Below are 12,415 nucleotides of genomic sequence, written 5' to 3' on the forward strand. Positions count from 1 at the left end.
GATTACTGTTGTGTCTTGGCTGGATCGGTGGCCAAGGCCTGCAAATTGTGCGCTGCAGCGCCCATGGCGACCATTTCAGGAGCGACGAGCGAGCCGGGACGAATGCGCTGCAGGCCGTTGACGACGATCTTTTCGTCCGGCTGCAGGCCGCTGGTGACGATACGCAGGCCTTCCGCCGGTGCCCCGAGCGAAATCTCGCGGTATTCGACGATGTTCTTGTCGTTGACCACCATGACGAACTTCTTGCTCTGGTCGGTGCCGACAGCCTTTTCATCGACCAGCAGTTCCTGCTTTTCGTTGGCCGTGCCCATGCGCAGCTTGGCAAACTGGCCCGGCATGAGCTTGCCGTCCGCATTGTCAAACACCGCCCGTACCTTGACCGTGCCGCTGGCGACATCGACGCTGTTGTTGATCAGCTGCAGCTTGCCCTTCACGTCGCTCTGGCCGTAAACGTCCATCACGACGGGGATGCGGTCGGAGAAATCGCGGCTGTTGAGACCCTGCGGCAGGTCGGCGAGGGCCTGTGCCACGGTGTTCTCATTGGCCTCGAAGCTGGCATAGATCGGGCTGATCGAGACGATGGTGGTCAGCAGCGGCGAGCTGGGACCGGAGGCGATCAGATTGCCGGCGGTGATTTCGATGCGGCCGACGCGGCCGCTGATGGGCGCACGGATTTCCGTGTAATCGAGATTGAGCATGGCGGTCTTGAGCCCGGCCTGTGCCGCTTCGAGATCGGCCTGTGCGCCGCTCTGGACGTTGATGCGCTGGTCATAGTCGCTCTGGGACACCGTGCGCGAATCGATCAGGCGCTTGCCGCGTTCCAGTTCGTTCTTGGCGAGGGACAGTTTCGATTCGGCGGCGCTGACGGCGGCCTTTGCCCGCGCGACCTCGGCTTCATAGGGAGCCGGATCGATCTTGACGAGGAGGTCGCCCTGCTTGACCAGCGCACCTTCCTTGAAGGCGACGGACTGGATGGCCCCGGCGACGCGCGAACGAAGGTCGACGTGGTCGATGGCTTCGAGGCGACCGGAGAACTCGCTCCACCGGGTGATGAGTTTTGGCTGGACGACAGCGACGGAAACGGGCGTCGCCACGGGCGCGGCCTGCTTGCTGGTTTCGGCATGGCTCTTGCCAAGATCGAACAGTTGGGTCGAACCCACGGCTGCCAGCGCCACAATAAAGCCGCCGACATAGAGTGATCTTTTGTAAGTGCTGATTGACATCGTGGTCATCCTGCTTTGAAAGTTGTATCGCCATTGGGAGTGGCTAAACGAAATTGGATCGTTGACGATCGATACCGATCGGTATAAAACGAGATATAAGGCTGCGGTACGGTGGCTGTCAATTGGATTTTATACCGAGCGGTATATTTCTTCTAGGGAGTCTTGTCCATGGGACGGCCGAGGGAATTTGATGCCGATGAGGCACTGCAGACTGCGCTCGAACTTTTTTGGCGCAAGGGCTACGAGGGCACATCCATCACTGACCTGACGGACGGCATGGGTATCACCAAGCCAAGCCTTTACGGCGCCTTCGGCAACAAGGAAGAACTGTTCCGCATGGCGCTGGAGCGCTATGAGCAGAACTACATGGCGTTTTTCTGGAAAGCGCTGGAGCAGCCGGACGCACGCACCGTCGCCATGGATATTCTGCACGGCTTTGCCGATGCGCAGACCTGCGACTGCAATCCTTCGGGGTGTATGGGAATCAATGCGGCCATGGGCTGCAGCGATGCCGCCGCCGCCATCCAGAAAACCATCATCGAAAAGCGCAATATGGGCCAGAAGGCGCTGGCGCGGCGTTTCGCCCGGGCGAAACGCGAGGGTGACCTGAAAACCGAGTGCGATGCGGAAGATATCGCCCGGTTTATCATGACCATATCCCAGGGTACCGCGGTACAGGCATCGAGCGGAACCGCGCGGGAAGAGCTTTACAGGCTGATCGATATCGCCATGCGCTGCTGGCCGGGCTGATCACGGACGACTGGCATTCCCTTCAGTGCGTGGTTCGACAAGCTCACCATGAGGGAGGGAGTAGATTGCAAGGAGCCATATTCTGCGACATATCCGATTGGCTTTGTCATCAACAACATCCCTCATGGTGAGCTTGTCGAACCACGCACCACGCAATCAGGTCGTCCAGGATTTTCACACCAGCCGGTGACGGAACAGCCAGGATGAAACCGGCAGTGTCACCACGGAAATACCGATGAGCGCCAGCATTTCCGGCAGGAGCTGGCGAATGCCCGCGCCTTCCAGATAGACCTGGTGCGTGATGCTGATGGCATAGCGCAGCGGATTGATCAGCGTGAAATATTGCAGGATATCCGGCATGTTGCCGATGGGCGCTGTCAGGCCCGACAGCAGCATGAACGGCATCAAGAGCACGAAGGAGAAGATCATCGCCTGCTGCATGTTCGCGGCCAGCGACGACAGGAAAAGCCCGATGCCGACCGCTGCCGCCAGAAACAGGATCAATCCCATATAAAGAATGAGGTAGGACCCGGCGAAGGGGATCTGGAACCACAGCTGCGCGACGAGCAGGATGAGCGTTGCCTGCGTGGTGCCCACCATCATCGACGGCAGGGCCTTGCCCACCATGATTTCGGAGGGACGGAAGGGCGTGACCAGCAGCTGGTCGAGCGTTCCCGCCTCCCGCTCGCGCGCCACGGACATGGCCGTCAGCATCATCGTCATCATCATGGTGATGGTGCCGATCAGTGAGGGGATCATGTTCCAGCGCGTCTCCAGGCTCGGATTGTACCAGGCGCGTGTCGTCACCGTGATTCCGGTATTGGCGGCCTGGCCGTTCTCGGCACGCCAGCGATGGGTGAAATCCGTCACGATGGCGCTGACATAGCCCTGTGCCGTGCCCGCCGTATTGGAATTGCGCCCGTCGGCGATAACCTGCAATTGGGCGGGCTTTCCGGCCATCAGGTTCTTTTCAAAGTCTTGGTCGATAACCAGCACCAGCAGAACACGTCTGTTGTTGATATAACCGGCGATATCGCTCGTCCGCTGCAGAGTGGCGATACGGGTGAACGTCGCGGAACCGTCAAACCGTGCGGCCAGCGCCATCGAGGCGGCGCTGTGATCGTGATCGAGAAGGGCGTAGGGCACGTTGTTGAGGTCGTAGCTCGCGGCATAGCCGAAGACCAGGCACTGCATGATCGGCGGCACCACCAGCACGATGCGGCTCTTGGGGTCCTTCAGCATGGCCAGCAGTTCCTTGCGGATAAGGGCGATGATGCGGAAGAGCGACTGGATCATGACGGCCTCACCCGAGTTTCTTGCGCGTTGCCCGCACGGAAGCGGCCATCAGCACCGTTGCCATCACCGCGAGCACTGCGGCATTGGGCAGGATCACCCCCCAGATATCGCCGGCGAGAAACAGGGTCTGCAGCACGCTGACGAAATAGCGGCCGGGGAAAATATAGGTGATGAACTGGATGACGAGCGGCATGCTGCGGATGTCGAACATGAAGCCGGACAGCATCATTGCGGGCAGGAAGGTGACGACGAGGGTGACCTGACTGGCAACGAACTGGCTCTTGGTGACCGATGAAATCAGCAGGCCGATGCCGAGCGCCACGATCAGATAGAGCATCGAGACGATGACGAGTATCCACAGCGAGCCACGCAGCGGCACATGGAACAGGATCTGGCTGCCGACCACGGACAATGCCAGCCCGAGCATGCCGAGAACGAAATAGGGAATGATCTTGCCGAGCAGGATTTCAACCGGCCGCACCGGCGTGACGAACAGCGCCTCGAATGTGCCGCGCTCCCATTCCCGCGCCATGACGAGCGCGGTCAGGAGCGCGCCGATCAGCGTCATGACCAGCACGATCAGCCCCGGCACGAGGAAATAGCTGCTCTCATTGGCCTCGTTGAACCAGAGCCGCGTCTGTATTTCCACGGAAGCGCCATTGCTTGTGATCCTGCCTTCGGCCGCCTGCCGCGCCAGCCACGTGGCAACGGCGCCTTGCGCATAGGCCAGCGAAATGCGCGCCGTATTGGCATCGGTGCCGTTGACGACGATCTGGATATCGCCATTGCCCAGCGCAACGTTTCGGGCAAATTGCGGCGGAATGCGCACGATGCCGCTGACGGTCTTGTCCTTGAGCAGCCGCTCGGCCTCCGCCATGGTCTTGACCGGATGGGTCTGGAAATAGTCCGAAAGCTCGAAACCCGACACCGCGCCGCGCGCTTCGGCGGAATTCTCTTCCATCACGAGGGCGACCGGCAGGTTCTTCAGATCGAACGACAGGCCGTAGCCGAACAGGATCAGCAGCATCATCGGCATGACGATGCCGACGGCGATGCTGCTGGGATCGCGGATCACCTGCCAGGATTCCTTGCGCACCAGCGCCAGTATGCGCCGCAGGCTGCCATGATGCTGGATCGGGACGGGTGTGCTCATGCGGCCTTGCCCCTTGTTTCGGCGGCGCTGCGCGATTCCTCGACAATGGCGATGAACGCATCCTCCATGTTCGGCTCGCGCCCGTCCTGCGGCTTGGCATGGCCACGGATGTCGGCGGGCGTTCCCTCGGCGAGATTGCGCCCGGCATCCATGATCATGATCCGGTCGCAATATTCCGCTTCCTCCATGAAATGCGTGGTGACGATGACCGTTACGCCCTGTTCCGACAGTGCGGTGATGCGCCCCCAGAATTCGCGCCGGGCGAGGGGATCGGCGCCGCTCGTCGCCTCGTCGAGGAACAGGATATCCGGTTCGTGCAACAGCGCGGCGGCCATGGCCAGGCGCTGCTTGAACCCGCCGGGCAACTGGCCGCTTGGCAGCGTTGCCAGTTCACCGAGTTCAAACTGCTGCTTCGACCAGTCGATGCGTTCGCGCTTTTTCGCGCCGCGCAGGCCATAGGCGCTGGCGAAGAAATCCAGGTTTTCGTCCACCGAGAGGTCGCCATAGAGCGAGAATTTCTGCGCGACATAGCCCAGATTCTGCCGCGCCTCCGCGCGCGCCGTGCGCAAATCCGCACCAGCAACCCGCAATGTTCCGCTGGTTGCGGGAATCAGCCCGCACAGCATGCGGAATGTGGTGCTCTTGCCCGCGCCGTTCGGGCCGAGCAGCCCATAAATCTCGCCGCGCTTCACCTGGAAACTGACATGGTTCACCGCGGCGAAATCCCCGAACATGCGCACGAGGTCATGCACCTCCACGGAAATCTCATCCTTGCGTGCCGCGTCTGCCGCGCGCTGCAGCTCCAGGCTGCTGGAATGGCCTTCGCCCGCCACGGCGCTGAACAGCACCATGAAGCCGTCCTCGAAACGCGGCGGCGTTGCGGTGAGCGCCACCGGCCGGCCGTCGACGCTGAGTTTGCCGTTGAAACCCGGTTGCCGGACGATGCGCACCTTGCCTGCTTCGGGCACCGCATCCACCACGCCGTCATGACGGAACAGCCGCGCCTGCAGCGAGCGGGCATTCATGCCGTCCTGCGGCGCGGCGATGAACACATTGCCTTTCGCGCGGGCGGTGATTTCGTCGGGCTTGCCTTGCGCCAGCACCTTGCCCAGATGCATGACGACCGCATGGTCGCAGAACTCGGCCTCGTCGAGATAGGAGGTGCTGACGACGACCGTCAGGCCGTCTTCGCGCACAAGTTTCAGCACGATCTGCCACAATTCCCGCCGCGACAGCGGATCGACGCCGACGGTCGGCTCATCGAGCAGCAGCAATTCCGGCGAGCGCACCAGCGTGCAGGCAAGACCGAGCTTCTGCTTCATGCCGCCGGACAGTTTTCCCGCCAGCCGTTCGGTGAAGCGGCCAAGATTGGTCATGTCCATCAGCCGCGGATAAATCTCGCGACGCTGGTCCGGGGTGATGCCATGCAGGTCCGCATAAAGATCGAGATTTTGCTGGACGCTCAGATCCTCATAAAGACCGAATTTCTGCGGCATGTAGCCGATGCGGTTCTGCACCGCCTGCGGATCGGCCGCGACATCGATGCCGAGCACCTTGAGTTCGCCGCTCTCAGCCGCCATCAGCCCGGCTATCAGCCGCAGGATCGTCGTCTTGCCGGCGCCGTCGGGCCCGACAAGGGCGGTCACCGTCCCGTGGCGCGCCTCAAACGAGACATCGTCGAGCGCCTTGACCGTTTCGCCGGTATCGCGGTGGAACGTCTTGTGGATGGACCGCGCCGTGACGGGGGAGGCTGGCGCGGCGGCGGTCATGGTTTTGTGTCCGCCATTGGCGCAATCGCGTGCGGCGCGGCATCCGGCTGCAACGTGACGGTTGCCGGCATGCCGAGCCGCAGCACATCCTTCTGGTCCTCGACAAAGACACGCACCTCATAGACGAGGCTGGTGCGCAGGTCCGTCGTCTCCACGGTTTTCGGGGTGAACTCCGCTACCGGCGAGATAAAGCCGACCCAGCCGTCCAGCGGCTGATCGGGAAAACTGTCCGTGGTGATCCTGGCCCGCATGCCGGGGCGCAGATGGCCGAGATTGGTTTCGGAGACATAGGCGCGCACCCATTTCGTGCCGCGCGTTGCCAGCGAAAACACCGGCTTGCTGGGCGCTGCAATTTCGCCCGGTTCCATCAGCCGTGAGCGCACGACGCCATCAAACGGCGCAAAAAGCTGTGCATCGGCAAGCTGCTGGCGCATGAGCGCCAGTTGCGCCTCGCTGCCGCGCAACTGCGCTTCGCTCTGGCTGATTTCCTCAACACGCGGCCCGGCGATGGCAAGCGCCAGCGCACTTTGCGCCACGTCCACCTTGGCATCGGCAACCGCTGCCGCCGCGCGCGCCGTATCAAGGTCCTGCTTGCTGGAGGTGGCATTGGCGGTCAGCACGCTTTGGCGCTCGAATTGCGCCTTGGCGTTCAGCGCGTCGGCCTGTGCCGACACCAGATTGGCGCGCGCCTGGGCGATTTCCTCAGGCCGGCTGCCGTTTTTCAGCTGGAGCAGGGCGGCCTGCTGGGCGGCGACGGTTGCCTCCGCCTGCTGCACCTGCGGGGCGAGGCGGCTGGTATCGAGCCGCGCCAGCACCTGGCCCTTGCCCACCACATCGCCTTCTTCCGCCAGCACCTCGGCAATCCGCTCCGACCCGTTGAAGGCAAGCGATGCCTGCCGCAGATCGACATTGCCATACAGCGTCAGCGCATCGTTCGCCGATGACGGGCGATAGTACCACCAGGCTCCGCCGGCAAGGGCGGCGATGAGGATCAGCGGAATGAGAATGCGAAGAATTTTGCTCATGCGCCATCATACAGGCCGTATGCGCATTATGTCAAATTTGAATTTCAATTTGAACTTTTAATCCTTTCAAATCTGGGTTACTGTACGGGCATGATACGCAAAACACCTCGAAAACTTCCCGGACGGCGCGAGGACGGCGCTTCGACCAAGGCCCAGATTCTGGAAGCGGCAGGCGAAATCTTTGCCGAGAAGGGCTTTGACCGCGCCACGGGCAAGGAGATCGCCGAGCGGGCCGGGAGCAATTCGGCCGCGGTGAATTATTATTATGGCGGTATTGAAGGGCTCTATGCCGCGGTGCTGGTCGAGGCGCACCGGCGGCTGCTGACCTATGACCGGCTGGTGGCGCTGGCGCAGGGACCGGGGGCTTCCATCGACAAGCTGAAAATCCTCATCGGACTGATTGCCGCGGCAATCATCGCCCCGGCTTCATCCACATGGGTGCTGCGGGTATTGAGCCGCGAGATTCTCGCGCCATCCCAGGCCTTTCCTGTGCTGTTGAATCAGGAGGTGCTGCCGAAGAAACAGGTGGTAACCGGGCTCGTTGCCGATATTCTGGGGGTGCCCGCCGACCATCCGGCGGTGGGGCGGTGTTTGCTCAATATGGTCTCGCCCTTTGCCATGCTGCTGCTCGGCAACCGCCAATTGCTGTCGCAGGTTCTGCCCGATCTCTTCGCACCGGCGCCCGGTGCGCAGGAAGCCATTATCGCCCATTTCCAGCGCTTTGCCCTGGCGGGATTGGAGGCGACAGCGGCGGAGTTGAAGCGGGAAGCCGGGGGCGGGATTACCGCTGCAATTTAGTGTTTCGATTGCACTTTGGATATCTTGCTGGGGGTCAGTTTGCCATCGTGCTGTTGCAGAACGGATGCTGCATCATTGCGTTTGCGAGTTCTCCTGTGCCTCCATCCCGGCGAGCATTTTTATGGCCTATTTGCATGCCGTTCCGATGCATAGCTCCTCCACAGCTTGGACAACGGGGTGCCGAAGGCAAGGCATCCCGAAGATATGCAGCCCCTTTTACATCTCTTGAGAAGGCACTTTCAATGCTACTGAAGAGATCTGTAACAGTTTGATGGGCAACGAAGAAATCAAAGTCTGAGTCTTTGGATAACTCTTCAGCAATTTCCTTCTGAGATTTATCTTCATTGAGATATTCGATAATTTTTCGATATAAAGACGTGACCCTTGGTCTGCTTCTTGCGCCACTCCCTAGCTTACTTATTGCTTCGGTAACGCCCTTGTTATTCAAGATGAATTCTTCAAATCGAGATCTTACTTTCGAAAATTTTCTAAAATCATCGGTTGTCCAGTCGAGAAACAATGCTACGTAACTGAGAAGTGACGCAGATTGAAACGTGCCGCCTTTTGTATAAAAATACAAACCGGGATGGATTCCAAGAGACGACGGGTCAGTGGAGCAAATGCGAAGCAGCATTGATTTAACAGTTAGTAGATATTTGATAGTTTGGGAGCCATCTTCGTCTATTCCAAGATTGTCACCCGTCTCTAATTTCTTGTAACTGGAGTCTTTAACCTGAACTTTATTAATTATGTTTACCAAATCAAAGACAAATGGCAATGTACGCGGCCCGTAGCCGTGGCCGGCGAGGGGGACATCCAAAGTCTTGATGGGGAGCTGAATAACTGGTTTGAACAACAGATCATAGATTTCACCACCAAGTGCCTCAATATTCTTGGCGGTTTCTGCGCTAAATTTTTTCCAGTAATTGTGCCCGGTGCCAGCCCTAAGAATTGAACGAGCAGCGAATGCCGTAGCGGAATGTCGCGCCGCAAGAATCCGACGCTCCGTCGAATCAATCTTTGTTCCACCTTGATTTATTCGAAAGAACGCTTTTTCTGCCTTGTCGTGATCCGCATTTCTAATCCATTGCGCTGGTATTTCTTGCCAAGCAATTCTGGCCGCTCTTTCCGCAACGTCTTTGCGGGCATTAAGTGGATGGTCTATGGCGATCTTGTGATCTTGAAATGACCCAATCGCCATGTTTACTAGTTCTCGCGTTCTGAACGCGGCGCGCTTTTGATCGTCGGGTATTAGATTCTGGAAATGCCGCTGTGATATTTCTCGGTCGCCGTAGTCATCATGAACCCAGGCAACCAGAGCACTTAACCGATGTGCTCCATCGATGACAAAAACGTCTTGTCCCGCTCTCCAAAGAATAACCGCGGGTATCAAATCTCTTCGAGCGAAGGTAATAATCAGGTCGGCTACCTGTTCGGGCGTCCAATTTGCCGTTTCTCTTTGAAAGTCAGGCTTTCGTAGAGCGGGAAACAACATACCTTTGGGTTCAAGTCCTAATACCGAGAGCGACGAAATATCTTCGCCTTGTTCACCAGGTGCAGCCAGATCGGCTCGCTTTATTAAAGCATCAAGATTTACAATGTTAGTCGTCGCAGACATGTTTCTGATTCCTCCAAAGGCATAACTATTCTTAACTGAAAGCTTTCCTTCGGCAAATCATTGTTGATCAAGGTATTTTCAAAAAGAAATCCACAATTCAAGCGGTTTGATACTGGTTTCAGAGTGCTCGTGCTTAGATGTATCTGGCTGAATTGGGCCGAAATAAAATTTATGTATTTTCGAGACATCAGCTATTTGAATCTAATGCCGGGACCGCCATCAACGTTTTGTCCATCGCTGACAAAAACAATTGATTTTTTCTCGAGCGCTAATTGGATGGCACGCAATGTTGAGGCCTTGGGATCGGCTAAGCCCCGCTCAATATTATTGAGGCCAGTCGTAGAAAGGCCGGCTAACTTTGCAAGCTCTGCTTGTGTTAGCCCCAACATTGCTCGCGCCCCGCGTATCTGTGCTGGTGTAATCATAATTTTTTATAATCTTTAGGTGTTTTTATATCAATTAGACTTGACTGGGTTGCAATTGATAATTATTCTATCGTAGTTGATATGCTTACATTTAAAAGAGATTGATCATTATAAAACATTATTGATTTTGCCGTGTGAAACATATGCACGGCTAGCAAGGAATCGCCAATCCCGTCGAGGCCCTATCATGAGCCATGAATCAAGCGAAATCATTGATGCTCAAAATTGTTTGACTGAAGTGAAGTATCTGATCGAAGTGCTGTTCATGGCCGCCGCCGATATCGGCAATGAGCGGCAGCAATCGGCAATTCAATACGTCTGCGACATCGCCGACGAGCGCATCGCAACAATCAATGCGCTGCTGGCCACGGCCTGCAAACAGCCGTGACCGGTGCAACGCGCGATTTTACCGGCTGACGGCGATCAGCTTGACAGGGGTGCGCTTGCCCTTGTGAACGCGGGTCTGGGTATCGTTGAGAAAAGCCAGCTTGCCGCGCTGGTCGATACGGGCGGAAAGCGAAGGCCAGACCGGACAATTCTTGTCGCTGCGCACGCTGACCGGTACCCGAAGCGGGAAACGCTGGCCGGAAACGCGTTTTTCAACCGTGGCGACGGCAGTCATCGACATCGGGGCGTCGGCAAGATTGCCGTCGTAAATCGTCAGGCTAAGCTGCGATCCCGCCGGCAGGCGCGCCTTGGACGGCCCCTCGACAATGACGGTGGTGTTGAAGCGGCAGGCCGACCATGCGGGCGTGGCTGCTGCAACGCTCAGAACAGCCAAAGCGGCGACCGCAAATTTTGATGTGACGGGTGTCAATGAACATTCCTTTCATGAAAAAGCGTTTGGCCCTGGAGCGGCAGCCGGGTGCTTGAAGCCATCCTCAAGACTTAACCCAAGCTGCCCGGATAACCAAATCCCATGGCCGTCATATCCGCGGGAAAGCGGCACGCCCGCAGAACGCTGCGTCAGTCGAAGAGGCGGCCGAGCAGGGAGCCGTGCTTGCCGCGGCGTCCGCCATGCGAACCGTGGCCGCCGTCGCGATAGCCGTGCGACGCATCGGAATCCGGGCATGGCGCCGGTTGTGCCGGCGGAATAACCTGCTGGGTGCCGCGCGGTTCGTAGCGCGCATTGCGCTCAATGATGTCGTCCAGCTTGCCGCGTTCGAGCCAGACACCCCGGCACTGCGGGCAGAAATCGACTGCAACACCCTGGCGGTCGCCCATCAGCAGGCTGATCCCGCAGGCGGGGCAGACAAGCCCCTGGGCTTTCACCGGGCTACCAATGTTCGGAACATTTGCCATTCTGGTCTCCATTGTTGTGCATTGGGACAGTGCTTACTGTGGCAACCGGTGTAGTATCTCTAGTCACTAGAGGAGCAAGCGGGAATGTCTCACATTGTCGTGAGGTCTTTTGGGGGGCTACAACGCTGAAGCGGCAGTGTCCGGCATTGCCAGTATAGCTGTCCTCGGCTATTTCCCGCATGCAAATCACACGGAAGATCCGTCATCCATGCAAACCGTCTCAAGCCCCATTGCCGCGGTTCTGGTTCATGTCGGCGACGTCGAAGCGGGGCTCGCATGGTATCAGCGCGCTTTTCCTGAGGCTGTCCGCACGCGGCTCGACGAATTTGATTTCGAGTTTTTGCAGCTCGGCTGCGTCTGCCTTGAAATCGTGCCTGCGGACGCGCAAGTGGGCTCCGGGCCCTTCGGCTCCGTCGTCTATTGGGCCGTGGACGATTTTGACGCGGCTCTGGCGCATGTGGAAAAACTGGGCGCCACGCTCTATCGCGGGCCGCTGGCGATACAGGATGGTCTTGCCATGTGTCAGGTGCGCGATCCCTGGGGCAACTGCATCGGTTTGCGGGGTCCCCGGCCTGCGGCGATATCCGGATAAGGCGCGCTGCGGGCGAGGCGAACGCAATACCGTTCATACTCTGTTCATCCTTGAAGGCGCACCTATCCCCGGTATGAATCGATAGGAGTGACTAATGAAAAATCTTGTTTCGCTGTTTACCGCCGGCTTGCTGGCGGTTCTCGTTGGATTGACCTCGGTCGTTTCTTCGAATGCGGCACCGGTATCGGCCCAGAAGGCGCCGGTCGTATCCAATGTCGAGCAGGTGCAGTACGTTGAGCGGCGCCGCCACGACAATCGCCGTTGGGATCGCCGCGATGACCGTCGCTGGGATCGCCGTGACGATCGACGCCGCCCGCACTACAACAACCGCGATTATCGTCCGGGATACTGGAAGAATCATCGCGGCTACCGTGAACATCGCCGCGGCTATCGCCGTCACAGCGATGGCTACTGGTATCCGCTGGGTGTTTTCCGTCTCTGATTCCCATCAGAACGCTTGAAGG

14 protein-coding genes are annotated in these 12,415 nt (G+C 58.5%); 5 read left to right on the forward strand and 9 right to left on the reverse strand.

All coding sequences use genetic code 11. The features are described from left to right. Positions 1–2: 2 nt before the first annotated feature. Positions 3–1,223, reverse strand: coding sequence for an efflux RND transporter periplasmic adaptor subunit (locus ACIQWS_RS05205; protein ID WP_403171140.1), 1,221 nt, complete (start codon positions 1,221–1,223; stop codon positions 3–5). Positions 1,224–1,391: 168 nt separating this feature from the next. On the opposite strand from ACIQWS_RS05205, the gene ACIQWS_RS05210 reads away from it, so the two are divergent. Next, positions 1,392–1,973: a TetR/AcrR family transcriptional regulator gene (locus tag ACIQWS_RS05210; RefSeq protein WP_403171143.1), complete on the forward strand. Its 582-nt coding sequence runs from the start codon at positions 1,392–1,394 to the stop codon at positions 1,971–1,973. Between the two features lie 174 nt (positions 1,974–2,147). Here the strand turns inward: ACIQWS_RS05210 and ACIQWS_RS05215 are convergent, their stop codons facing one another. Genes ACIQWS_RS05215 through ACIQWS_RS05230 form a run of 4 tightly spaced genes read right to left on the reverse strand, consistent with a single transcriptional unit; the run spans position 2,148 to position 7,216 of the window. Next, positions 2,148–3,269: an ABC transporter permease gene (locus ACIQWS_RS05215; protein ID WP_403171147.1), complete on the reverse strand. Its 1,122-nt coding sequence runs from the start codon at positions 3,267–3,269 to the stop codon at positions 2,148–2,150. Positions 3,270–3,276: 7 nt separating this feature from the next. Then, positions 3,277–4,422, reverse strand: a complete 1,146-nt coding sequence (locus ACIQWS_RS05220; protein WP_346306543.1) for an ABC transporter permease — start codon at positions 4,420–4,422, stop codon at positions 3,277–3,279. Next, a complete protein-coding gene (locus ACIQWS_RS05225; protein WP_403171152.1) occupies positions 4,419–6,191 on the reverse strand; it encodes an ATP-binding cassette domain-containing protein in 1,773 nt (590 codons plus the stop codon). Before ACIQWS_RS05225 ends, ACIQWS_RS05220 begins: the two co-directional genes overlap by 4 nt. Continuing rightward, positions 6,188–7,216, reverse strand: a complete 1,029-nt coding sequence (locus tag ACIQWS_RS05230; RefSeq protein WP_403171156.1) for an HlyD family efflux transporter periplasmic adaptor subunit — start codon at positions 7,214–7,216, stop codon at positions 6,188–6,190. Before ACIQWS_RS05230 ends, ACIQWS_RS05225 begins: the two co-directional genes overlap by 4 nt. 90 nt (positions 7,217–7,306) lie before the next feature. Between ACIQWS_RS05230 and ACIQWS_RS05235 the strand changes: the two genes are divergently transcribed. Next, positions 7,307–8,014 (forward strand): CerR family C-terminal domain-containing protein, encoded by a 708-nt coding sequence (locus ACIQWS_RS05235; protein WP_403171160.1) that lies wholly within the window; start codon positions 7,307–7,309, stop codon positions 8,012–8,014. A gap of 34 nt (positions 8,015–8,048) precedes the next feature. Here ACIQWS_RS05235 and ACIQWS_RS05240 read toward each other — a convergent pair whose 3' ends face one another. Both ACIQWS_RS05240 and ACIQWS_RS05245 read right to left on the reverse strand, forming a co-directional pair. Then, the gene (locus ACIQWS_RS05240) at positions 8,049–9,632 is read right to left on the reverse strand and encodes a DUF262 domain-containing protein (protein ID WP_403171162.1); all 1,584 of its coding nucleotides are present in this window, start codon (positions 9,630–9,632) and stop codon (positions 8,049–8,051) included. Between the two features lie 191 nt (positions 9,633–9,823). Next, complete coding sequence (locus tag ACIQWS_RS05245) at positions 9,824–10,057, reverse strand: multiprotein-bridging factor 1 family protein (RefSeq protein ID WP_403171165.1); 234 nt, start codon at positions 10,055–10,057, stop codon at positions 9,824–9,826. 187 nt (positions 10,058–10,244) lie between these two features. Here ACIQWS_RS05245 and ACIQWS_RS05250 point away from each other — a divergent pair, with 187 nt between their 5' ends. Further along, positions 10,245–10,445 carry a hypothetical protein gene (locus tag ACIQWS_RS05250; protein WP_403171170.1) on the forward strand — a complete coding sequence of 67 codons (201 nt, stop codon included), beginning with the start codon at positions 10,245–10,247 and terminating at the stop codon, positions 10,443–10,445. 18 nt (positions 10,446–10,463) lie between these two features. On the opposite strand, the gene ACIQWS_RS05255 is transcribed toward ACIQWS_RS05250, so the two are convergent. Continuing rightward, positions 10,464–10,874 carry a YbaY family lipoprotein gene (locus tag ACIQWS_RS05255; RefSeq protein ID WP_403171172.1) on the reverse strand — a complete coding sequence of 137 codons (411 nt, stop codon included), beginning with the start codon at positions 10,872–10,874 and terminating at the stop codon, positions 10,464–10,466. A gap of 149 nt (positions 10,875–11,023) precedes the next feature. Then, positions 11,024–11,359 carry a zf-TFIIB domain-containing protein gene (locus tag ACIQWS_RS05260; protein WP_403171177.1) on the reverse strand — a complete coding sequence of 112 codons (336 nt, stop codon included), beginning with the start codon at positions 11,357–11,359 and terminating at the stop codon, positions 11,024–11,026. Positions 11,360–11,567: 208 nt separating this feature from the next. On the opposite strand from ACIQWS_RS05260, the gene ACIQWS_RS05265 reads away from it, so the two are divergent. Continuing rightward, positions 11,568–11,951 carry a VOC family protein gene (locus ACIQWS_RS05265; protein WP_403171181.1) on the forward strand — a complete coding sequence of 128 codons (384 nt, stop codon included), beginning with the start codon at positions 11,568–11,570 and terminating at the stop codon, positions 11,949–11,951. 94 nt (positions 11,952–12,045) lie between these two features. After that, positions 12,046–12,393: a hypothetical protein gene (locus ACIQWS_RS05270; protein WP_346306536.1), complete on the forward strand. Its 348-nt coding sequence runs from the start codon at positions 12,046–12,048 to the stop codon at positions 12,391–12,393. Positions 12,394–12,415: the final 22 nt, after the last annotated feature.

The organism is Phyllobacterium sp. NPDC097923 (genome assembly GCF_044760925.1).
GTDB lineage: Bacteria > Pseudomonadota > Alphaproteobacteria > Rhizobiales > Rhizobiaceae > Phyllobacterium > Phyllobacterium calauticae.

What these genes read in the sequence shown, in the direction of transcription:
- ACIQWS_RS05230 (WP_403171156.1), bottom strand. Translation starts at nt 7,216, where the DNA reads ATGAGCAAAATTCTTCGCATTCTCATTCCGCTGATCCTCATCGCCGCC.
- ACIQWS_RS05220 (WP_346306543.1), bottom strand. Translation starts at nt 4,422, where the DNA reads ATGAGCACACCCGTCCCGATCCAGCATCATGGCAGCCTGCGGCGCATA.
- ACIQWS_RS05265 (WP_403171181.1), top strand. Translation starts at nt 11,568, where the DNA reads ATGCAAACCGTCTCAAGCCCCATTGCCGCGGTTCTGGTTCATGTCGGC.
- ACIQWS_RS05260 (WP_403171177.1), bottom strand. Translation starts at nt 11,359, where the DNA reads ATGGCAAATGTTCCGAACATTGGTAGCCCGGTGAAAGCCCAGGGGCTT.
- ACIQWS_RS05205 (WP_403171140.1), bottom strand. Translation starts at nt 1,223, where the DNA reads ATGTCAATCAGCACTTACAAAAGATCACTCTATGTCGGCGGCTTTATT.
- ACIQWS_RS05225 (WP_403171152.1), bottom strand. Translation starts at nt 6,191, where the DNA reads ATGACCGCCGCCGCGCCAGCCTCCCCCGTCACGGCGCGGTCCATCCAC.
- ACIQWS_RS05270 (WP_346306536.1), top strand. Translation starts at nt 12,046, where the DNA reads ATGAAAAATCTTGTTTCGCTGTTTACCGCCGGCTTGCTGGCGGTTCTC.
- ACIQWS_RS05245 (WP_403171165.1), bottom strand. Translation starts at nt 10,057, where the DNA reads ATGATTACACCAGCACAGATACGCGGGGCGCGAGCAATGTTGGGGCTA.
- ACIQWS_RS05240 (WP_403171162.1), bottom strand. Translation starts at nt 9,632, where the DNA reads ATGTCTGCGACGACTAACATTGTAAATCTTGATGCTTTAATAAAGCGA.
- ACIQWS_RS05235 (WP_403171160.1), top strand. Translation starts at nt 7,307, where the DNA reads ATGATACGCAAAACACCTCGAAAACTTCCCGGACGGCGCGAGGACGGC.
- ACIQWS_RS05250 (WP_403171170.1), top strand. Translation starts at nt 10,245, where the DNA reads ATGAGCCATGAATCAAGCGAAATCATTGATGCTCAAAATTGTTTGACT.
- ACIQWS_RS05215 (WP_403171147.1), bottom strand. Translation starts at nt 3,269, where the DNA reads ATGATCCAGTCGCTCTTCCGCATCATCGCCCTTATCCGCAAGGAACTG.
- ACIQWS_RS05210 (WP_403171143.1), top strand. Translation starts at nt 1,392, where the DNA reads ATGGGACGGCCGAGGGAATTTGATGCCGATGAGGCACTGCAGACTGCG.